20 protein-coding genes are annotated in these 20,663 nt (G+C 59.7%); 13 read left to right on the top strand and 7 right to left on the bottom strand.

What is annotated here, in order from left to right; genetic code table 11:
- The first annotated feature begins 20 nt into the window (after positions 1-20).
- Positions 21-2,147: a S9 family peptidase gene (locus ACJ8IJ_RS05830; RefSeq protein ID WP_442518345.1), complete on the top strand. Its 2,127-nt coding sequence runs from the start codon at positions 21-23 to the stop codon at positions 2,145-2,147.
- A 122-nt stretch (positions 2,148-2,269) separates the two neighbouring features.
- Positions 2,270-4,531, top strand: a complete 2,262-nt coding sequence (locus tag ACJ8IJ_RS05825) for a TonB-dependent receptor domain-containing protein (protein ID WP_442518344.1) — start codon at positions 2,270-2,272, stop codon at positions 4,529-4,531.
- 22 nt (positions 4,532-4,553) lie between these two features.
- Here ACJ8IJ_RS05825 and ACJ8IJ_RS05820 read toward each other — a convergent pair whose 3' ends face one another.
- From ACJ8IJ_RS05820 to amiA, 3 genes are all read right to left on the bottom strand, one after another.
- Complete coding sequence (locus ACJ8IJ_RS05820) at positions 4,554-5,009, bottom strand: YaiI/YqxD family protein (protein WP_004936514.1); 456 nt, start codon at positions 5,007-5,009, stop codon at positions 4,554-4,556.
- Positions 5,009-5,929, bottom strand: coding sequence for an oxygen-dependent coproporphyrinogen oxidase (gene hemF, locus ACJ8IJ_RS05815; RefSeq protein WP_015378680.1), 921 nt, complete (start codon positions 5,927-5,929; stop codon positions 5,009-5,011). Before hemF ends, ACJ8IJ_RS05820 begins: the two co-directional genes overlap by 1 nt.
- A 65-nt stretch (positions 5,930-5,994) precedes the next feature.
- Entirely contained in the window at positions 5,995-6,876 is an 882-nt protein-coding gene (gene amiA / locus ACJ8IJ_RS05810) for an N-acetylmuramoyl-L-alanine amidase AmiA (RefSeq protein WP_021505629.1), read from the bottom strand.
- 204 nt (positions 6,877-7,080) lie between these two features.
- Here amiA and ACJ8IJ_RS05805 point away from each other — a divergent pair, with 204 nt between their 5' ends.
- Positions 7,081-7,506 (top strand): GNAT family acetyltransferase, encoded by a 426-nt coding sequence (locus tag ACJ8IJ_RS05805; protein ID WP_004936504.1) that lies wholly within the window; start codon positions 7,081-7,083, stop codon positions 7,504-7,506.
- Between the two features lie 41 nt (positions 7,507-7,547).
- Here the strand turns inward: ACJ8IJ_RS05805 and ACJ8IJ_RS05800 are convergent, their stop codons facing one another.
- Positions 7,548-7,946 (bottom strand): YgiW/YdeI family stress tolerance OB fold protein, encoded by a 399-nt coding sequence (locus ACJ8IJ_RS05800; protein WP_033632426.1) that lies wholly within the window; start codon positions 7,944-7,946, stop codon positions 7,548-7,550.
- A 173-nt stretch (positions 7,947-8,119) separates the two neighbouring features.
- Here ACJ8IJ_RS05800 and ACJ8IJ_RS05795 point away from each other — a divergent pair, with 173 nt between their 5' ends.
- The 10 genes from ACJ8IJ_RS05795 to ACJ8IJ_RS05750 all read left to right on the top strand — a co-directional run bounded on the left by ACJ8IJ_RS05795 (position 8,120) and on the right by ACJ8IJ_RS05750 (position 17,647).
- Entirely contained in the window at positions 8,120-8,584 is a 465-nt protein-coding gene (locus tag ACJ8IJ_RS05795; RefSeq protein ID WP_286093497.1) for a DUF2919 domain-containing protein, read from the top strand.
- 156 nt (positions 8,585-8,740) lie between these two features.
- On the top strand, positions 8,741-9,328 hold the full coding sequence (locus ACJ8IJ_RS05790; RefSeq protein WP_004936494.1) for an RpoE-regulated lipoprotein: 588 nt from the start codon (positions 8,741-8,743) through the stop codon (positions 9,326-9,328).
- Positions 9,329-9,505: 177 nt separating this feature from the next.
- Positions 9,506-10,405, top strand: a complete 900-nt coding sequence (locus ACJ8IJ_RS05785) for a Dyp-type peroxidase (protein WP_004936493.1) — start codon at positions 9,506-9,508, stop codon at positions 10,403-10,405.
- Positions 10,406-10,605: 200 nt separating this feature from the next.
- Positions 10,606-11,628, top strand: a complete 1,023-nt coding sequence (locus ACJ8IJ_RS05780; RefSeq protein ID WP_049188786.1) for a sulfate ABC transporter substrate-binding protein — start codon at positions 10,606-10,608, stop codon at positions 11,626-11,628.
- Complete coding sequence (cysT, locus tag ACJ8IJ_RS05775) at positions 11,629-12,468, top strand: sulfate/thiosulfate ABC transporter permease CysT (protein ID WP_004936486.1); 840 nt, start codon at positions 11,629-11,631, stop codon at positions 12,466-12,468. It abuts the gene before it with no gap.
- Entirely contained in the window at positions 12,468-13,343 is an 876-nt protein-coding gene (gene cysW / locus ACJ8IJ_RS05770; RefSeq protein WP_004936482.1) for a sulfate/thiosulfate ABC transporter permease CysW, read from the top strand. Before cysT ends, cysW begins: the two co-directional genes overlap by 1 nt.
- Positions 13,333-14,421, top strand: a complete 1,089-nt coding sequence (gene cysA / locus ACJ8IJ_RS05765) for a sulfate/thiosulfate ABC transporter ATP-binding protein CysA (RefSeq protein ID WP_004936479.1) — start codon at positions 13,333-13,335, stop codon at positions 14,419-14,421. Before cysW ends, cysA begins: the two co-directional genes overlap by 11 nt.
- Before the next feature lie 82 nt (positions 14,422-14,503).
- Complete coding sequence (gene cysM / locus ACJ8IJ_RS05760; RefSeq protein WP_004936477.1) at positions 14,504-15,385, top strand: cysteine synthase CysM; 882 nt, start codon at positions 14,504-14,506, stop codon at positions 15,383-15,385.
- Positions 15,386-15,637: 252 nt separating this feature from the next.
- Positions 15,638-16,318, top strand: coding sequence for a response regulator transcription factor (locus ACJ8IJ_RS05755; protein ID WP_004936474.1), 681 nt, complete (start codon positions 15,638-15,640; stop codon positions 16,316-16,318).
- Positions 16,319-16,324: 6 nt separating this feature from the next.
- Complete coding sequence (locus ACJ8IJ_RS05750) at positions 16,325-17,647, top strand: ATP-binding protein (protein WP_342579428.1); 1,323 nt, start codon at positions 16,325-16,327, stop codon at positions 17,645-17,647.
- An 84-nt stretch (positions 17,648-17,731) separates the two neighbouring features.
- Here the strand turns inward: ACJ8IJ_RS05750 and crr are convergent, their stop codons facing one another.
- Genes crr through ptsH form a run of 3 tightly spaced genes read right to left on the bottom strand, consistent with a single transcriptional unit; the run spans position 17,732 to position 20,322 of the window.
- The gene (gene crr / locus ACJ8IJ_RS05745; RefSeq protein ID WP_004936467.1) at positions 17,732-18,241 is read right to left on the bottom strand and encodes a PTS glucose transporter subunit IIA; all 510 of its coding nucleotides are present in this window, start codon (positions 18,239-18,241) and stop codon (positions 17,732-17,734) included.
- Positions 18,242-18,290: 49 nt separating this feature from the next.
- Positions 18,291-20,018 (bottom strand): phosphoenolpyruvate-protein phosphotransferase PtsI, encoded by a 1,728-nt coding sequence (gene ptsI, locus ACJ8IJ_RS05740; protein WP_004936461.1) that lies wholly within the window; start codon positions 20,016-20,018, stop codon positions 18,291-18,293.
- Between the two features lie 46 nt (positions 20,019-20,064).
- Positions 20,065-20,322, bottom strand: coding sequence for a phosphocarrier protein Hpr (gene ptsH / locus ACJ8IJ_RS05735; RefSeq protein WP_004936458.1), 258 nt, complete (start codon positions 20,320-20,322; stop codon positions 20,065-20,067).
- Between the last annotated feature and the right edge of the window lie 341 nt (positions 20,323-20,663).

Here is a 20,663-nt window from a genome sequence, read left to right as displayed (position 1 = left end):
TTCAAACTTCGTGAGGGATTATGAATCCGCTGTTATTCACCCCGCGTCGCCGCATCGCGGCCGCGCTCTGGCTTTCTTTAGGCCTCGCCGGCGCCGCGCTGGCGCAACCGCAGCCGCCGTTGGCGGAACGGGCGCCGAAAGTGCTGACGGCGCACGGCGAGACGCGCACCGACGATTACTACTGGCTGCGCGACGACAGCCGAAAAGAGCCGAAGGTGCTGGACTACCTGAAGGCGGAGAACCGCTACACCGAGCAGATGATGGCGCCGTACCAAAAGCTGCGCGCCACGCTGTATCAGGAGATGCTGGGCCGCATGAACCCAGACGATCGTTCGGTGCCGTATCAGCTCAACGGCTATCGCTATCAGGAAAGCTACGCCGCCGGTAAAGATTTCGCGCGGTATCAACGCCAGGCGCTCACCGCCGACGCGCCGTGGCAAACCTTGCTGGACGCCAATCAGCGCGCGGCCGGCCATGCCTATTATCGCCTGGGGGCGATGGACGTCAGCCGGGACAACCGCCGCCTGGCGGTGGCCGAAGATCTGCAGGGCCGCCGCCAATACCGCATCTCCCTGCGCGAGTTAGGCAGCGAACGCTGGTCGCCGGAAACGCTGGAAAACACCTCCGGCAACATGGTGTGGGCCAACGACAGCCAAACCCTGTTCTACGTGCGCAACCACCCGCAAACGCTGTTGCCGTACCAGGTCTATCGCCATCGGTACGGCACGCCGACGGCGGAAGATAAGCTGGTGTATCAGGAAAACGATCCGGCGTTCTACCTCAGCCTCAGCCGTTCTTCTTCGCGTGACTACCTGATACTTACCATCAGCGGCAACACCACCTCTGAAGTGCGCCTGATCGACGCCAACCAGCCGCAGCGCGAGCCGCAGCTGTTCGCCGACCGGCAAAACGGCCGCGAGTATTATCTCGATCACTACCGCGGCGAGTTCTATCTGCGTTCCAACCATCAGGATCCGAACTTCGGCCTGTACCGCACGGCGGCGGCGGGCAAACCCTGGCAGACGCTGATTGCGCCGCAGGCGCAGCACGAGGTGGAAAGCTTCAGCCTGTTCCGCGACTGGCTGGTGGTGCAGGAACGCGCCAACGGGCTGGTGCAGCTGCGGCAAATCAGCTGGGACGGCAAAACCGAGCGCGCCATCCCGTTCGACGACGCCAGCTACATGGCCTGGTTGGGCTATAACCCGGAGCCGGACAGCGATCGGTTGCGCTACGGTTATTCGGCGATGACCACGCCGACCCGCACCTATGAGTGGGATCTGAATAAGGGCGAGCGCACCCTGCTCAAGCAACAGGAAGTGAAAGGCGTCGATCCCAGCCTGTATCACAGCGAACGCATTTGGATCACGGCGCGCGACGGCGTGAAGGTGCCGGTCTCGCTGGTGTATCGCAAATCGCTGTTCAAAAACGGGCATAACCCGCTGCTGGTCTACGGCTATGGCGCTTACGGCATGAGCATGGATCCGGCGTTCAGCGCCAACCGTATCAGCCTGCTGGATCGTGGCTTCGTCTATGCGCTGATCCACGTGCGTGGCGGCGGCGAGTTGGGGCAGAGCTGGTACAAACAGGGCAAGCTGACGCACAAACCGAACAGTTTCAACGATTTCATCGACGCCACCCAGGCATTGATCAACGGCGGCTACGGCCAGCCGGGACGCATCTACGCCATGGGCGGCAGCGCCGGCGGTTTGCTGATGGGGGCGGTGATCAATCAGGCGCCGCAGCTGTACAACGCGGTGGTGGCGCAGGTGCCGTTCGTCGACGTGGTGACCACCATGCTGGATGACAGCATTCCGCTGACCACCGGGGAATACGAGGAGTGGGGCAACCCGCACCAGCCGGCCGCCTATGCGTTGATGAAGTCCTACAGCCCGTACGACAACGTGCGCAAGCAGCATTATCCGAACCTGCTGGTCACCAGCGGTTTGTACGACTCGCAGGTGCAGTATTGGGAGCCGGCCAAATGGGTGGCGAAGCTGCGGCGTTTCAAACAGGGCGATTCGCTGTTGCTGCTCTCCACCGACATGACCGCCGGCCACGGCGGCAAATCGGGCCGCCTGGCGCGGCTGGAAAACGGCGCGCTGGAGTACGCCTTTATTTTGGCGGCGGATCGGCAGACGCAGAAATAATCTTCAGCGCCGCGGCACGCTGCGGCGCAATAAAACAATAACAATCTTTTATCGCGCGTTTCGGCGGGCTTTTTGCTGGGCATTGTCGGCCATCAAACCTTATTGGCTATTTCTGGGGATATATGAAAATCAAAATGATAGCGAGCCTGATCGGCGCGGGACTGGCGCTGTACGGGCCGGCTGCGGCCGCGCAGGAACAGGCGGAAAATAATAAAGGCAGCGTGGCGTTCAGCCCGCTTAACGTCTCGGCCGCCGACGGCGGCAAGAGCAGTGAAAAAGAGGCGTTGGCGAGGCCTGGCGCGTTCAGCTCGCGCGATGAAAACAAAAATCTGGAGTCGGTAGACAGCATTCTGCGCAGCATGCCGGGCACCTATACTCAGATCGATCCCAGTCAGGGAGCTGTCAGCGTCAATATTCGCGGCCTGAGCGGCTTCGGCCGGGTCAACACCATGATCGACGGCATTACCCAGAACTATTACGGCACTTCTACGTCTGGCGTGATGTCACACGGTTCGACCAATAATCAGGCAGGCGTTTTGATTGACCCCAACTTCATCGTCGGTGTGGATGTGGCGCGAGGTGAGAGCAGTGGCAGCAGTGGTGTGAATGCGTTGGCGGGCAGCGCCAACTTCCGCACTATTGGTGTCGATGATGTGATCTTTTCTGGCAATCCTTTCGGCGTGAGAACCAAATTCTCGGTCGGCAGCAATGGCATTGGTCGCAGCGGTATGATCGCCGTCGCCGGTAAGGGGCAGGCGTTCACCGATACCGGCAGCATTGGCGCGATGGCCGCGTTCAGTGGGAGTTCCATTTATTCGAACTTCAATAATGGCGACGGTATGAGCAGCGAAGATTTTGGGTATGATGAATTTATGAAACAAAATCCTAAGTCACAGCTGTTCAAACTGGATATCAAACCAAACGAGTTCAATAGCATCGAGTTTTCCGCCAGGAACTATCAAAATCGCTTTTCTCGGCGCGATATCGATAGCCATGACCTTTATCTTAAATATCACTATGCGCCGTTTTCAGAGTTGGTGGATTTAAACCTCACCGTCAGTACCAGCAAAGGCAATCAGAAATACAACGGCGGATCGCTGTTCACCTTCTTTAACACCAACGCAGAAAACCGCTCCGATGCGTTGGATATCAACAACACCAGCCGATTCAGTCTATTGAATACCGATGTTGCCTTCAGTTATGGCGGTAAGCTGATGCGCAACCAATACCGCAAACATGTTGAATCGGCGATAGAGAATGCGCAGACGGCACAGGAAGCGATAGAAAATAACACCTTCGCGCCATCGGGCGAGCAGCGAATCGGCAGTTTATATACCGGCCTGCAGCTTAACCGGGATATCTATCAGCTCGATCTCAACCTGAACTACACCAGCAATAAGCTGACCGGTTATAAGCCTGAATGCGATTATCGCGTGGAGTGTTTCCCTCAGGGGGCGGCGAACATCAATTTGAAAGAGCAGGGGTTCAATCCTTCGGTCATGCTGTCAGCGCAGGTGACGCCGTGGTTGCAGCCGTTCGTCAGCTACAGCAAGTCGATGCGTGCGCCGAACATTCAAGAAGTGTTCTATTCCAACTCGGGTGGCGCATCGATGAATCCGTTCCTCAAAGGTGAGCGAGCGGAAACCTGGCAGGCCGGATTCAACGCCAACGGGCATGATCTGCTGGTGAAAGAAGACTCATTGCGCCTTAAGGTCGTGGGTTATACCAGTAAAGTGCGCAATTACATCTTCAGTGAATCCTACATGGTGTGCCGCAATGGACGGAAATGCAGCTATCGCGAAAATCTGGAAAACGATTGGGCCGATGCGAGCGAAGATTACTCGGACAACATGTACATCTACGTCAACTCCCTGACGCCGGTGCGCATGCATGGTGTTGAGGTTGAAGCCAACTATGACGCCGGCCGAGCCTTCGCGCGCGCTTCTTTCAGCAAGCAGCACACCGAGCAGCCGACCTCCATCGCCAGCACCTACTTCGGCGCCGGGGATATCAATGAACTGCCTGATATGTACTTTACGCTGGATACCGGAGTGCGTTTCCTTGATGAATCGTTGACCGTCGGCAGCATCGTGAAATACACGGGCAAAACGCGTCGCCTGTCACCGGATTATGAACAGAGCGAAGTGACCGGTGAAATCTTGAAACAGGAAATGCCGAACATTCCTACCATTATCGACCTGTACAGCACTTATCAGATCAACCGTAATGTCATGTTGAAATTCAGCGTGCAAAACGTGATGAACAAGAGCTATTCAGAGGCGTTGAACAAACTGAATATGTTACCGATCCAGGGAGATGACGCGACGGCCGCCAACACCGCCCGTGGGCGGACTTATATCTTCGGCGGGGAGGTGCGCTTCTAAACCGCAGCAGAGCAGGGCGCAGTCACTGCGCCCGTTTCGCCTGCAGCAGCCATTTGTCCAGCTCGTTGGCGAACTGCTGGCGGTCGCGCTGGTTCAGGGCGTTCGGGCCGCCGGTCTGAATGCCGCTGGCGCGCAGGGTATCCATAAAATCGCGCATGTTGAGGCGCTCGCGGATGGTGTCCGGCGTATAGCGCTCGCCGCGCGGGTTCAGCGCCACCGCCCCTTTCTCTATCACCTCCGCCGCCAGCGGGATGTCGGCGGTGATCACCAGATCGCCCGCTTCGCAGCGGCGCACGATCTCGTTATCGGCCACGTCGAAACCGGCCGCCACCTGCAGCGAACGGATGTACTTCGACGGCGGCGTGCGCAATGGCTGGTTCGCCACCAGCGTCACGGTGATGGCGGTGCGATCGGCGGCGCGGAACAGCACCTCTTTGATCACGTTCGGACAGGCGTCCGCATCGACCCAAATCTGCATCATTTCGGCTCCTGCAGCCAGTCGCGCACCGGCAGGAAATCGCGCGTCAGCGCCGCTTCCGGGCTGTCGGCCTCCGGCTGGTAGTTATATTCCCAACGCACCAACGGCGGCATCGACATCAGGATGGACTCGGTGCGCCCGCCGGTTTGCAGCCCGAACAGCGTGCCGCGATCCCACACCAGGTTGAATTCCACATAGCGGCCGCGGCGATACAGCTGGAACTGGCGCTCGCGCTCGCCCCAGGTCAAGGCCTTGCGTTTTTCGACGATCGGCAGATAGGCGTCGAGGAAGCCCTGGCCCACCGCGCGGGTGAAGGCGAAACAATGGTCGAAATCAGGGGTGTTCAGATCGTCGTAGAACAGGCCGCCGATGCCGCGCGCTTCGTTGCGGTGCTTGATGAAGAAGTAATCGTCGCACCATTGCTTGTATTTAGGGTAAACCTCGTCGCCGAACGGCGCGCACAGCTCGGCCGCGGTGCGGTGCCAGTGCACGGCATCCTCTGCGAAACCGTAGAACGGCGTCAGGTCAAAACCGCCGCCGAACCACCACACCGGCGCCTCGCCCGGTTTTTCGGCGATGAAGAAGCGCACGTTGGCGTGGCTGGTGGGTACATAGGGGCTGAGCGGGTGGATAACCAACGAGACGCCCATCGCCTGGAAGCTGCGCCCGGCCAGTTCCGGACGGTGCGCGGTCGCCGAGGCCGGCAGGGTGGCGCCGGAGACGTGCGAGAAGTTGACCCCCGCCTGTTCGAACACCGCGCCGTTGGTCAGCACGCGGCTGCGGCCACCGCCGCCTTCTTCACGCGTCCATTGGTCTTCGGTGAACACGGCGCCGCCGTCGGCCTGGGCGAGCTGCGCGCAGATGTGATCCTGCAGCGCCAGCAGGAAGGATTTTACTTCAGCGATGTTAGGTAAACTCATGCGGGGTCTTTATAGCGTCTGGCTGAACAAGGCGCTGAGTATACTCTTATTCGCCGCCCGCGGCATCAGCGGGGTTTGCGTTGGTGTGCGTCGAAATAGTCGAAGAAGTTGATGATGCCGTCCGCGATGGCGCGGGCGATTTTCTCGCGAAACGCGGTGGTGCCCAGCAGCCGCTCTTCGTTCGGGTTGGTGATGAACGAGGTTTCCACCAGCACCGAGGGGATGGACGGGGATTTCAGCACCGCAAACGCCGCCTGTTCGGTGCTGTCGCTGTGCAGATGGTGCACCGGGCGAATTTGGCCGAGCACGTGGCGGCCGAGCGTCAGGCTGTTGTTGATGGTGTCGGTTTGCACCAGATCGAACAGCACCTGCTGCAGGTAGTTGTCCTGATCCTTGTACTTGCCGCCCGCCACGTCGTCCGCGGCGTTTTCACGGTTGGACAGGTAGCGCGCCATGGCGCTGCTGGCACCGCGGTTGGAGAGGGCGAACACCGAAGCGCCGGAGGCCGACGGGCTGGTGAAACCGTCGGCGTGAATCGAAATGAACAGATCGGCCTGGTGCTGGTGGGCGATCTCCACCCGCTGGAACAGCGGAATGAATTCGTCTTCTTCGCGCGTCAGGCGCGCCTCGACGTGATCGTGCTCATGCAGGAAACGGCGCACGTGGTTGGCGATTTCCAGCACGATGTGTTTTTCCTGCGAGCCTTCGTGGCCGACCGCGCCGGAGTCGATGCCGCCGTGGCCGGGATCGATCATCACCCGCTTTTTGCCGCCGGCCGGTTTCGCCGCCGGTTTGCTGTGCTGATTGCGCAGCAGGCCTTCCGCCTTGGCGTTTTGGCTTTTCACGCCGAACAGTGCTACCGCCAGGCCGGAAAGCAAAAGTTGGCGTCGCGTCGGGGAAACGGCAAGCGGTTTAAAATTGAGGAAGGGTTTACCCTGCTTTTTCATGACGCAACGCTCCGTCGACGTTTCTATTTTGCGACGTTATATCGTATTGATAATCATTAATCGACCCGATAACTATTTCCATTTATTACGCTTGTTACCGGCGATTCCCGGGCAAATAGCGCGCTAAATCGCAGTTTGATATTGCGTAAGTGAATAATCACGCGATAATCAGATAAACACCTTAATTAACAGCGGCCAACATCGATGGAAATTCGCGTATTTCGACAAGACGACTTTGAAGAAGTCATTACCCTGTGGGAGCGCTGCGATCTGCTGCGGCCCTGGAACGATCCGGAGATGGACATCGAGCGCAAGCTAAACCACGATCCGGAGCTGTTTCTGGTGGCGGAAGTCGGCGGCGAAGTGGTCGGTTCGGTGATGGGCGGCTATGATGGGCACCGCGGCTCGGCGTATTACCTCGGGGTGCATCCCGACTATCGCGGGCGCGGCATCGCCAATGCGTTGATCAACCGTCTGGAGAAGAAGCTGATCGCCCGCGGCTGCCCGAAAATCCAGATCATGGTGCGCGAAGACAACGACACGGTGGTTGAGATGTACGAGAAGCTCGGCTACGAGATCCAGGGCATCACCAGCCTGGGCAAGCGGCTGATCGAAGATCAGGAATATTGATCGAGCGGCGGACGGCGGTATAGCCCGCCCGCCGCAGCGCATTACGGCAGCTTTTTGACGGTTTTTACGTCCACTTCCACGCTGCTCCAGTCTTTATCCACTTTCCCTTCCAACTGCACCTTGTCTTTCGGTGTGACGGTTTGGCCGTTCCAGCGCTTGCGATCGATCTCGACCGTCAGGGTGCCGGTGGCGTCGCGGAAGGTGTAGGTATCGTCGCCGATGCGCTGCTCGATGTTGCCCTGCAGCATCACCCAGGTGTCGTCGCTCAGCGATTTCACCTTGTCCACGGTGGTCAGCGCCGCGCTGGGGCCGGAGAAACCGCCCTGCGGAGCGGCTTGCGTTTGTGCCTGCGGCGCGGCCGGATCGAGGAACCCGCCTTGTTGCGCCAGTACCGGTGCGCTGCACAGCGCGATCAGAGCAGCCAGAGTCAGTTTTTTCATGTTGCGCTTCCTTATCGTTATCGAAAATCACATCCCGCTGATATCGGGTGCTTGCTTGGTGATAAGGATTAAAACACGCCGATCTTAAGAGCTTCTTAAGCCGACGCATTGAAATTCTCGCTGGCGGCGCCCATCTGTAGCCATAGTCTTTATTCTGTGGCAAGGAACGAGCGTTGAAGCCATTCTCCCCCCGGTTTTCCCCGGACGATTACGACCAGCATGGCGCGCTGCGGCTGCCGCTGGGATTTTGGGCCGTGCTGATTTTGCAGGCGCGCACCTGGCTGTTGTTCGTGATGGCCGGCGCTTCACGTGAGCAGGGCGAAAGCCTGTTGGCGCTGTTTTATCCGGATACCCAACGCTTTTGGTACGGCATGCTGCTCGGCCTGCCGGCGGCGCTGGCGTTTTTGCTGAGCGGCCGTCGCCACCAATGGCCGCGGCTGTGGCGCTGCTGGCGCTGGGGGCTGGCTGTCTCGCTGCTGGCGTCGCTCGGCGGCTCGCTGTTCAGCCTGTGGCGCCAGGACGGCGATGCGCCGGGGCTGGAGCTGGCGTTGGTGTTGCTCGACGCGCTGGCGCTGAGCTATCTGCTGCTGAATGCGCGCCTGAAAGCCTGTTTCGCGCCGGCGGAGCAGGCCGACTAATTGCCGAGAAGTGCGGCACTTTTCGCATTTTCCGCACTCCAAGCTGGCAACCGTTGGCGTAGTGCGGGCCGTTGTGAGAGGCTGGCATGCAGCAAAACGCCGAGTGCGGCAGGCGCGGGCTACCGCGCCGTGCCATTGATGTCTAAGGAGCTAGAGATGAATATTCGCCCCCTGTTGTTAGGGCTTCCGCTGTTACTGACCGGCTGTTCGAGCATGTCCAATTTCTCCTGGTCCAGCCTGTCGCCGTTCAACTGGTTCGGCAGCAGCCTGGAGGTCGGCGCCAAGGGCGTCGGCAAGCTCAACGCCGGCACGCCGATGTCGGAAAGCGCCATCAATGACGGGCTGGACGGCAACTACCGCCTGCGCGGCGGCATGGCGACCAACAACGGCCAGATCGTCTCTTATTACCAGGCGCTGTCCGGCGACGAAGTGAAACTGGTGATCACCGGCGAACCGAAAGGGCGCCTGCAGCGCGTGGACGTGCTGGATCCGAAAGTGGCGACGGAGTGGGGCAACAAGCTCGGCACGCCGTTCGGCGATATGTACAGCAAGGCGTTCGGCTCCTGTAAGCCGGGCAGCGGCGAAGACGCCGGTAAAGTGGAATGCGTGGCGGAGCAGAGCAAGTACGTCACCTACATCTTCAGCGGCAAGTGGGCCGGGGCGCAGGATATCATTCCGCCGGACGACACCCTGAAAAGCTGGACGGTCAGCAAAATCATCTGGCACGCCAAGCCGCAGCAGTAACGTGTTCAACGGGCGCCGGTTCGCGGCGCCTGCCTTTTCAAGCCATTACCCCTATTTTCTTTGCGCTGCTGCAAGGCAATCGTCCGCGCTTGCGGTATGATAGCGCGCGTTTGTGACAGGGAACCCGCGCGTCAACCGCCATACCTGTTGCCTGGTTTTGGTATTGAGGATAACAACATGACACAGGTTCAGAGCGGCATTCTGCTGGAGCACTGCCGTTTCGCCATTTTTATGGAAGCCAGCGTACAGGGCGAATTCGCCGACTTGCGCCAGGGCTGCAAGCAGTTTTGTCAGACCCTGAGCGAGCTGCAGCAGCAGTTCCCCGATGCGCGCCTCGGCGCGGTGATCGCTTTCGGTTACGACGTTTGGCACGATCTCTCCAGCGGCCAGGGTGCGAAAGAGTTGAAGCCGTTCACGCCGCTCGGCAAAGGGCTGGCGCCGGCCACCCAGCGCGATATGCTGATCCACATCCAGTCGCTGCGCCACGACGTCAACTTCACGCTGGCGCAGGCGGCGCTGGCGGCGTTCGGCAATGTCATCAAGATTGAAGAAGAAACCCACGGCTTCCGCTGGGTGGAAGAGCGCGATCTGAGCGGCTTCATCGACGGCACCGAAAACCCGCAGGGCGACCAGCGCCCGGCAGTGGCGACGATCGCCGAAGGCGAAGAGGACGCCGGCGGCAGCTATGTGCTGGTGCAACGCTACGAGCACAACCTGCGCCAGTGGCAGCGCTTTACCACCGAACAGCAGGAGCAGATCATCGGCCGCACCAAGCACGACAGCGAAGAGCTGCCGGCCGATCAGCGCCCGGATACCTCGCACGTCAGCCGCGTCGATCTGAAAGAGAACGGCAAGGGCCTGAAAATTTTGCGCCAGAGCCTGCCTTACGGCACCGCCAGCGGCAAGCACGGCCTGTTCTTCATCGCCTATTGTGCGCGCTTGCACAATATCGAGCAGCAGCTGCTGAGCATGTTCGGCGATCTGGACGGCAAACGCGACGCGATGTTGCGTTTCAGCCGTGCGGTCACCGGCAGCTACTACTTTGCGCCATCGCTGACGCGCCTGCTGTCACTTTGACGCCGTCGCCGAAGCCGGCGCGTCCGGCTTCGGTCTGTTTTCCCGCCTCAAAACGCCTCGCATTCCCTGCCTTATAGCGTTTGATGCTTGTAAATCACTAAACGGTATATAAAAGCGTTACAGCTCCGCACCGAGTTATAAATACACTGGTCGTCAATAAGGCGAAAGCCTGAAGGAATGACTCAGTGATAAGGTGCAGAATGAAACAAAACCGGGTTAAAAATCTCGTGCTGAAAGGTTGGCTGGCGGCTGCGCTGTTGGCGAGCGGCGCCGCGTCGGCGGCGGAATTGCTGAACAGCTCTTATGACGTTTCCCGTGAATTGTTCGTCGCGCTGAATCCCGGCTTTGAACAGCAGTGGAATCAACAGCATCCGAACGACAAGCTGACCATCAAACAATCGCACGCCGGCTCGTCGAAGCAGGCGCTGGCGATCCTGCAGGGCCTGCGGGCCGACGTGGTGACCTACAACCAGATCACCGACGTGCAGATCCTGCACGATCGCGGGCAGTTGATCCCGGCAGACTGGCAGGCGCGCCTGCCGAACAACAGCTCGCCGTTCTATTCCACCATGGCATTTTTGGTGCGCAAGGACAACCCGAAGGGCATCCACACCTGGAACGATTTGGTGCGTGACGACGTGAAGCTGGTGTTTCCGAACCCGAAAACCTCCGGCAACGGCCGCTACACCTATCTGGCCGCCTGGGGCGCCGCCAACCAGGCTGACGGCAACGATGCGGCCAAGACCCGCGCCTTTATGACCCGCTTCCTGAAAAACGTGCTGGTGTTCGATACCGGTGGCCGCGGTGCGACCACCACCTTCGTCGAGCGCGGTTTGGGCGACGTGCTGATCAGCTTCGAGTCCGAAGTGAACAACATCCGCAAGCAATACGGTGAAGACAAGTACGAAGTGATCGTGCCGCCGGTCGATATTCTGGCGGAGTTTCCTGTGGCCTGGGTCGACAAAAACGTAGAGCGCAACGGCACCGAGCAGGCGGCCAAAGCCTATCTGAACTACCTCTACAGCCCGGCGGCGCAGCAGGTGATCACCAGCTTCTACTACCGCGTCTATGACCAGAAAGCGATGGCGGCGGCGAAAGGGCAATTCCCGGACACCCAACTGTTCCGGGTGGAAGACCAGTTCGGCGGTTGGCCGCAGGTGATGAAAACTCACTTCGCCACCGGCGGCGAGTTGGATCAGCTGTTAGCGGCAGGGCGCAAGTAAATGTTGGCGTTGTCGTCCAGTAAACGGGTGCTGCCCGGATTTGGCCTCAGCCTCGGCAGCAGCCTGTTTTATACCTGTCTGATCCTGCTGCTGCCGCTCAGTGCGCTGGTGATGCAGCTGGCGCAGATGAGCCTGGCGCAATATTGGGAAGTGATTTCCAACCCGCAGGTGGTGGCGGCGTACAAAGTGACGCTGCTGGCCGCCGGCGTCGCCAGCCTGTTCAACGCGGTGTTCGGCATGCTGATGGCCTGGATCCTGACGCGCTACCGTTTTCCCGGCCGTTCGCTTCTGGACGGCCTGATCGATCTGCCGTTCGCGCTGCCGACGGCGGTGGCCGGCCTGACGCTGGCCGGTCTGTTTTCCACCACTGGCTGGTACGGTCAGTGGCTGGCGCACTTTGACATTAAGGTCACCTTCACCTGGCTTGGGATCGCGGTGGCGATGGCGTTCACCAGCCTGCCGTTTGTGGTGCGCACCGTGCAGCCGGTTTTGGAAGAGCTGGGGCCGGAATACGAAGAGGCGGCCGAGACGCTGGGCGCCACGCGCTGGCAGAGCTTTCGCCGCGTGGTGTTGCCTGAGGTGGCGCCGGCACTGCTGGCCGGCACCGCCATTTCCTTTACCCGCAGCCTGGGCGAGTTCGGCGCGGTGATTTTCATCGCCGGCAACATCGCCTGGAAGACGGAAGTGACCTCGCTGATGATTTTTGTGCGTTTGCAGGAGTTCGATTACCCGGCGGCCAGCGCCATCGCCTCGGTGATCCTGGCGGCGTCGCTGCTGCTGCTGTTCAGCATTAACGTCTTGCAAAGCCGCTTCGGCAGACGTTTGGGAGGAGGGCACTGATGGCTGATGTTTCCGCCTTCAACGGCGCCGAGCGCCCGCGCGTCAACTGGGGCAAGTGGACGTTGATCGCCATCGGCACGCTGTTTTCGGTGCTGCTGCTGGTGGTGCCGATGATGTCGATTTTCGCCGAGGCCTTCTCCAAAGGGTTTGGCGCGATGTGGAGCAACTTGCTCGATCCGGACATGCTGCACGCCATCTGGCTGACGGTCTTGATCGCGCTGATCACCGTGCCGTTCAACCTGGTGTTCGGCACGTTGCTGGCGTGGCTGGTGACGCGTTTCACCTTCCCCGGCCGCCAGCTGCTGCTGACGCTGATCGATATCCCGTTCGCCGTCTCACCGGTGGTGGCGGGGCTGATTTATCTGTTGTTTTACGGCAGCAACGGCCTGCTGGGCGGCTGGCTGGATGCGCATAACATCCAGATCATGTTCTCCTGGCCGGGCATGGTGCTGGTGACCATCTTCGTCACCTGTCCTTTCGTGGTGCGCGAGCTGGTGCCGATGATGCTCAGCCAAGGCAGCCAGGAAGACGAGGCCGCCATTCTGCTGGGGGCGTCCGGTTGGCAGATGTTCCGCCGCGTGACGCTGCCCAACATTCGCTGGGCGCTGCTGTACGGCGTGGTGCTGACCAACGCGCGCGCCATCGGCGAGTTCGGCGCGGTGTCGGTGGTGTCCGGTTCGATTCGCGGCGAAACCTACAGCCTGCCGCTGCAGGTCGAGCTGTTGCAGCAGGATTACAACACCGTCGGGGCCTTTACCGCCGCCGCCCTGTTGACCCTGATGGCGATTGTTACCCTATTTTTGAAGAGCGCGCTGCAGTGGCGTCTGGAACGTCAAAACGCGCGTCTCGAGCGGGAGGAAAATCATGAGCATTGAGATTAACGGCATCAACAAGTACTTCGGTCGCACCAAGGTATTGAACGATATCTCGCTCGATATTGCTTCCGGCGAGATGGTGGCGCTGCTCGGGCCATCCGGCTCCGGCAAGACCACGCTGCTGCGCATCATCGCCGGGCTGGAAAGCCAGAGCGGCGGCAAGCTGGGCTTCCACGGCACCGACGTCAGCCACATGCACGCGCGCGACAGGCGCGTGGGCTTCGTGTTTCAGCACTATGCGCTGTTCCGCCACATGACGGTGTTCGACAATATCGCCTTCGGCCTGACCGTGCTGCCGCGCCGCGAGCGGCCGAATGCCGCGGCGATCAAACAGAAAGTCACTCAGTTGCTGGACATGGTGCAGCTTGGCCATTTAGCCAATCGCTACCCGTCGCAGCTGTCCGGCGGCCAGAAACAGCGCGTGGCGCTGGCGCGCGCCCTGGCGGTAGAACCGCAGATTCTGCTGCTGGACGAACCGTTCGGCGCGCTGGATGCGCAGGTGCGCAAAGAGCTGCGCCGCTGGCTGCGTCAGCTGCATGAAGAGCTGAAATTCACCAGCGTGTTCGTCACCCACGATCAGGAAGAGGCGATGGAAGTGGCCGACCGCATCGTGGTGATGAGTCAGGGCAATATCGAACAGGTTGGCTCGCCGGAGGAGATTATGCGCGAGCCGGCCAGCCGCTTCGTGCTGGAGTTTATGGGGGAAGTGAACCGTCTGAACGGCGAAATTCGCGGCTCCCAGCTGTTCGTCGGCGCGCACCAGTGGCCGCTGTCGTTCCAGCCGATGCACCAGGGCAGCGTCGATCTGTTCCTGCGCCCGTGGGAAATGGAAGTGGCGACCGAGAGCAGCGAGCGCTGCCCACTGCCGGTTCAGGTGTTGGAAGTCAGCCCGCGCGGCCATTTCTGGCAGCTGACGGTGCAGCCGATCGGCTGGCATCAGGAACCGATCAGCGTGGTGTTGCCGGAAGGCAACGCCACGCCGGTGCGCGGCGGCCGTTATTACGTCGGCAGCCTCAATGCGCGGCTGTATGCCGGCGATCAACTGCTGCAACCTGTTGCGTTAGCCAAAAGCGCCTGATAGGTTTTAGCCAGTCCTTTTCTTTAAGGCAACCCCGGGGTTGCCTTTTTACTTTACGCACACCAACACACAGGCAAAGATCGTGACAACGCTCGAACAATGCATCGGGAATACCCCGCTGGTACAACTGCAACGGCTGGCCGCTCAGGCGGGCAGCGAGGTATGGGTCAAACTGGAAGGCAATAACCCGGCGGGATCGGTGAAGGATCGCGCCGCGTTGGCGATGATCCAGCAAGCGGAGCTGCGCGGGGAGATCAAGCCCGGCGACGTGCTGATCGAGGCTACCAGCGGCAACACCGGCATTGCACTGGCGATGATCGCTGCATTGAAAGGCTATGCGCTGAAGCTGCTGATGCCGGAGAACATGAGCCTGGAGCGACAGGCGGCGATGCGCGCCTACGGTGCGGAACTGATCCTGGTCAGCCGTGAGCAGGGGATGGAAGGGGCGCGCGATCTGGCGCTGGAGATGCAGCGCCAGGGGCAGGGCAAGGTGCTGGATCAGTTTAACAATTTCGACAATCCCTATGCCCACTTCACCACCACCGGCCCGGAGATCTGGCGCCAGACCGAAGGGCGCATCACGCACTTCGTTTCCAGCATGGGCACCACCGGCACCATTACCGGCGTGGGCGGTTACCTGAAGAGCCAGAATCCGCAGGTGCAGATCATTGGCCTGCAGCCGGCGGAAGGCAGCAGCATCCCCGGCATTCGCCGTTGGGCGCCCGCTTACCTGCCGGGTATTTTCCGCCCGGAGCTGGTGGATCAGGTGTTGGATATCGAGCAGCGCGATGCCGAGCAGACCATGCGCCAGCTGGCGCAGCGTGAAGGCATTTTCTGCGGCGTCAGCTCCGGCGGTGCGGTGGCCGGCGCCCTGCGCGTCGCGGCGGCTAATCCCGGCAGCGTGGTGGTGGCGATCGTCTGCGATCGCGGCGACCGTTACCTCTCCACCGGCGTGTTCGACTGACCGTTCCTTCCCGGCGGTATGTTCCGTCGGGAGAATATTTCCCCCTTTCCTTCCGACAGACGGCAGCCTCGCTTGCGTGCTAGCTGCCGCTTGCTCGTGCGCCAATGCCATGACTGAAGTAGAGAAATCGCGCGACAGCGGCCACACTAACGGTGGCGAGACGCCAAGAGCGATGTGTAAGGATTGAGTAAAACCGGCTGCGGGCCGGCGGAATTGGCGGGAAAATAACGAAAATCGGTGAAGGAGCAAGGCATGAAAATTTTACTGGTCGACGATGACCTGGAGCTTGGCACCATGCTGAGCGAATACCTGACGGGCGAAGGCTTCGACGCCACGCTGGTGCTGACCGGCAAGGCGGGGATAGAGGGCGCGCTGTCGGGCGACTATACCGCGATGATCCTCGACATCATGCTGCCGGATATGAGCGGCATCGACGTGCTGCGCGACGTGCGTAAAAAGAGCCGGCTGCCGATCATCATGCTGACCGCCAAAGGCGACAACATCGATCGGGTGATTGGCCTGGAGATGGGGGCCGACGATTACATGCCCAAGCCATGCTATCCGCGCGAATTGGTGGCGCGTCTGCGCGCGGTGCTGCGCCGCTTCGAAGAGCGGCCGCAAGAGGAGGAGGACGAGGCCGCCATCAGCTTCGGCGAGCTGACGCTGAACCCTTCTACCCGCAGCAGCGAATGGCGGGGCAAGGCGTTTGATCTGACGGCTTCGGAATTCAATCTGCTGGAGCTGTTGCTGCGCGCGCCGGACCGCGTGGTGTCGAAGGACGAACTGTCCGAGAAAGGACTGGGGCGCCCGCGCGAGGCCTATGATCGCAGCGTAGACGTGCATATCAGCAATATCCGCCAGAAGCTGAGCGCGCTGGCCGGCAGTAAGCTGAGCATCGAGACGGTGCGCAGCATCGGCTATCGCATACGGTAACCTGACATGCGCGGAAGACTGTTCTGGAAAATTTTGCTCGGCTTTTGGCTGACCTTCCTCATTATGACGCAGGCCTTGTGGGTGGCGTTTTCTCTTTATGGCGACCGCTATGTGCCGCCGGAGAATTCCATGGCGCGGCGGGCGATAGGCCTGCAGCTGACCTCCGCCGCCACCCAGTTGCGCAGTGGCGGCATGCCGGCGCTGGAAGCCCTGATGCGCGACTGGCCGGAGGACGATCGGCGTCTGCTGTCCGTTACGCCGATGACCCAACCGCCGCCTGAGCCGGAAGAACCGCTGTTTGAAGGGCGACGGATGCCGAAAGAGATTTCCGCCTGGGTGCAGACCGGAGAAGGGCAGGGTTACTGGCTGAGTTATAACGTGCGCGGGCTGCGGGAAGAGTATCGGCCGGAGCGGCGTTCCCACTTCTTCAACATTCCTGCGCCGATGCTGTGGGTCGGCGGGCTGGGCGGTTTGCTGTTCAGCGCCGTGCTGGCCTGGAACCTGACCCGGCCGATGCGCCAGCTGCGCGGCGGCCTGGATCGGGTGGCGCAGGGCGATCTGTCGGTGCGGCTGTACCCGAATATGCGGCGGCGTCATGACGAGTTGTCTGACGTGGCGCGCGATTTCGATACCATGGCCGAGCGGCTGGAGCTGCTGGTCAGCGCCCGCGAGCAGCTGTTGCACGATGTCTCGCACGAACTGCGTTCACCGTTGGCGCGCCTGCAGTTGGCCATCGGTCTGGCGCGGCAGAATGCCGGCAACGTCGAAACCTCGCTGAAGCGCATCGAACATGAGTCAGGGCGGTTGGACAAAATGATCGGCGAACTGCTGGCGCTGTCGCGTACCGAACACAGCAGCTTGCCGGACGAGGAGTATTTCGATCTGTACGGCCTGGTGGACGCGGTGGTGAGCGATGCGCGCTACGAGGCGCAGGTGCCCGGCGTGGATATCGTGCTGCAGGCCGAATCGGATGTGGAGTACACCGTCAAGGGCAATGCGGAGCTGATGCGGCGTGCGGTGGATAACGTCGTGCGTAATGCGCTGCGCTTCTCCAGCCACGGCCAGCGGGTGACGGTGGCGCTGTCGCGCGTCGACAATCAGTTTCAGATCGCCGTCAGCGATCAGGGGCCGGGCGTCGAGGAGTCGAAGCTGTCGAGCATCTTCGATCCTTTCGTACGCGTGAAATCGGCGCTGTCGGGCAAGGGCTACGGCCTGGGGCTGGCGATTACCCGCAAGGTGGTGCTGGCGCACGGCGGCCAGGTTGAGGCTCGCAACGGCGACAAAGAGGGGCTGATCATCACTCTGCGCGTGCCGCGCTGGTCGTCATGACGCAGCGAGATGGGGATACCCCGAAGGGATAAAAAAACGGCGCCGAGGGCGCCGTTTTTTACTGCTCATTCGCGATAACTTCGATTACTTCTTGATGCGGATGATCGGGGTTTCGCCAACGGTTACGCTGCCGGACAGTTTGATCAGCTCTTTGATCTCGTCCATGTTGGAGATAACGACCGGCGTCAGGGTCGACTTGGCTTTCTCTTCCAGCAGAGGCAGGTTGAACTCGATAACGACGTCGCCTTTCTTGACGCGCTGGCCTTCTTCGGCGATGCGTTTGAAGCCTTCGCCTTTCAGTTCTACGGTATCGATGCCGAAGTGGACGAACAGCTCAATGCCGCTGTCGGATTCGATAGAGAATGCATGGTTGGTTTCGAAAATCTTGCCGATGGTGCCGTCAACCGGAGCAACCATTTTGTTGCCGGCCGGTTTGATAGCGATACCGTCGCCAACGATTTTTTCAGCGAACACTACGTCCGGCACATCTTCGATATTGACGATTTCGCCAGAAAGGGGAGCGACGATCTCGATAGTGCCCGTGTCTTTCTTGTCATCAGAAACCAGAGATTTCAGTTTATCGAACAAACCCATGATCTTCTCCTAAGCATTAAATTGGGCGGCGTTCCAGTGTCGTGGAAGTTTAGCAGAGCGTTTTTTCTTCGATGAATTTATTGACGCAATTCATCAGGTCTTGTGCCGTTGGCTGTGCCAAGGCCTGCGCTGCCAACGCCTTCACATCTTCGAAATTCGTGTTGCGAATAATTTTCTTGATGCGCGGGATTGAAATCGCACTCATGCTGAACTCATCCAGCCCCATGCCCAATAACAACAGTGTAGCACGCTCATCGCCAGCCAGTTCACCGCACATGCCGGTCCACTTGCCTTCCGCGTGAGATGCATCAATAACCTGTTTAATCAGGCCAAGTACTGATGGGGACATCGGGTTATAGAGATGAGAAATCAGCTCGTTGCCGCGATCTACCGCCAGAGTATACTGGGTTAGATCGTTTGTCCCAATACTAAAGAAGTCGACTTCTTTCGCCAGGTGGTGAGCAATGACCGCCGCAGCCGGTGTTTCCACCATCACGCCCACTTCGATGCTCTCGTCAAACGCCTTGCCTTCTTCGCGCAGCTGCGCCTTCAGCGTCTCGATTTCGCCTTTCAGATCGCGCACTTCTTCCACGGAGATGATCATCGGGAACATGATGCGCAGTTTGCCGAACGCCGAGGCGCGCAGGATGGCGCGCAGCTGGGCGTGCAGGATTTCACGGCGGTCCATCGCGATGCGGATGGCGCGCCAGCCGAGGAACGGGTTCTCTTCCTTCGGCAGGTTCATGTACGGCAGGTCTTTGTCGCCGCCGATGTCCATGGTGCGGACGATCACCGCCTGCGAGCCCATGGCTTCCGCCACGGCTTTATAAGCCTGGAACTGCTCGTCTTCGGTCGGCAGCGAGTCGCGGTCCATGAACAGGAATTCGGTACGATACAGGCCGACGCCTTCCGCGCCGTTGCGCTCTGCACCTGCGACGTCGCGCACGGTGCCGATGTTGGCGCAGACTTCAACCTGATGGCCGTCCAGCGTAATCGCCGGCAGGTCCTTCAGCTTGGCCAGATCGTTTTTCTCGGTGATGTATTGGTTCTGGGCGGCTTTCAGCTGATCGATAACGTCAGCGGTCGGGTTAACGTAAATCTGGTTGTTAACCGCGTCCAGAATCAGGTAGTCGTCGTTTTTCACCTGCTTGGTCACGTCGCTGGTACCGACGATCGCCGGCAGCTCCAGGGAGCGCGCCATGATGGAGGTGTGGGAGGTACGGCCGCCGAGGTCGGTGATGAAGCCCAGCACTTTGTCCAGGTTCAGCTGCGCGGTCTCGGACGGGGTCAGATCGGTGGCCACCAGGATCACTTCGTCCTGAATGGAGCCCAGATCGACGATCGGCATGCCCAAGATGTTCTGCAGCAGGCGCTTGCCGATGTCGCGCACGTCGGCGGCGCGTTCTTTCAGGTATTCGTCGTCCAGCTCTTCCAGCGCTTTCGCCTGACCTTCGATCACGGTGTAGGCGGCGGCGTCTGCGGAGGCCAGATCGTCTTTGATTAGGGCTATGATTTCCTGCTCAAGCTCTTCGTCTTCCAGCAACATGATGTGGCCTTCGAAGATAGCTTCCTTCTCTTCGCCGAAGGTTTCGCCAGCTTTGGTCTTGATCGCTTCCAGCTGTTCGGACGCTTTCGCGCGGCCGGCCAGAAAACGCGAGACTTCCTGCTCTACTTGATCAGCAGAGATTTTCTTCCGGTTGATGACGATGTCGTCTTCTTTCAGCAAGAGAGCCTTACCAAAAGCGATGCCCGGTGATACTAAAATGCCTGAAATCATAACCCTACCTTACTCTTGACTGGTGTTAACTAAAAAGACGGGCCGATTACTCAAGCTCTGCCATCAGTTTTACCAAGTGCTCAACGGCTTTCTGCTCGTCTTCACCTTCAGCGGAGATGGTCACTACGGTCCCTTGAGTCAGCCCCAGAGTTTGCAGTTTGAACAGGCTTTTAGCGCTGGCGCTTTTGCCGTTGGAGGTCACGGTGATGTCAGACGTGAAGCCTTTGGCTTCTTTAACGAACTGAGCGGCAGGGCGAGTATGCAGACCATTCGGAGCGGTAATAGTAACTTCTTGCTGGAACATTGATGTTTCCCCAACTTATTGGATTAATGTTGTGGAGTTAAAGTTTAGCCCAGGGGGCTGACTTTAACTTGTCTGGTTATAGCGCCTGACTATGGACAGGGGCGAACGTTGATGCAACAGAAAACGACGCGTTAGGCACTTCAGATCAAAAAACTCGGCTTTAGACGTCGTTCCAATCCGCTCCCCATTATGCCCGATTCGCCGCGTCGGCGACAGATGAGTAAATCGATTCAGCCTCGACCGGGCTCAGGGGGTGATTAATTTTGCGCATCGAAATAATGCACCGTTAAATACTAAAGGCGACGGGCAAAAGCAATCTTGGACTGCTATAAAGTTTGATC

This window comes from Serratia sp. CY40230, assembly GCF_052168835.1.
GTDB classification, from domain to species: Bacteria; Pseudomonadota; Gammaproteobacteria; order Enterobacterales; family Enterobacteriaceae; genus Serratia; species Serratia nematodiphila.
Note: the sequence above shows the minus strand (reverse complement) of the source record. Positions and strands in the feature narration are given on the sequence as shown.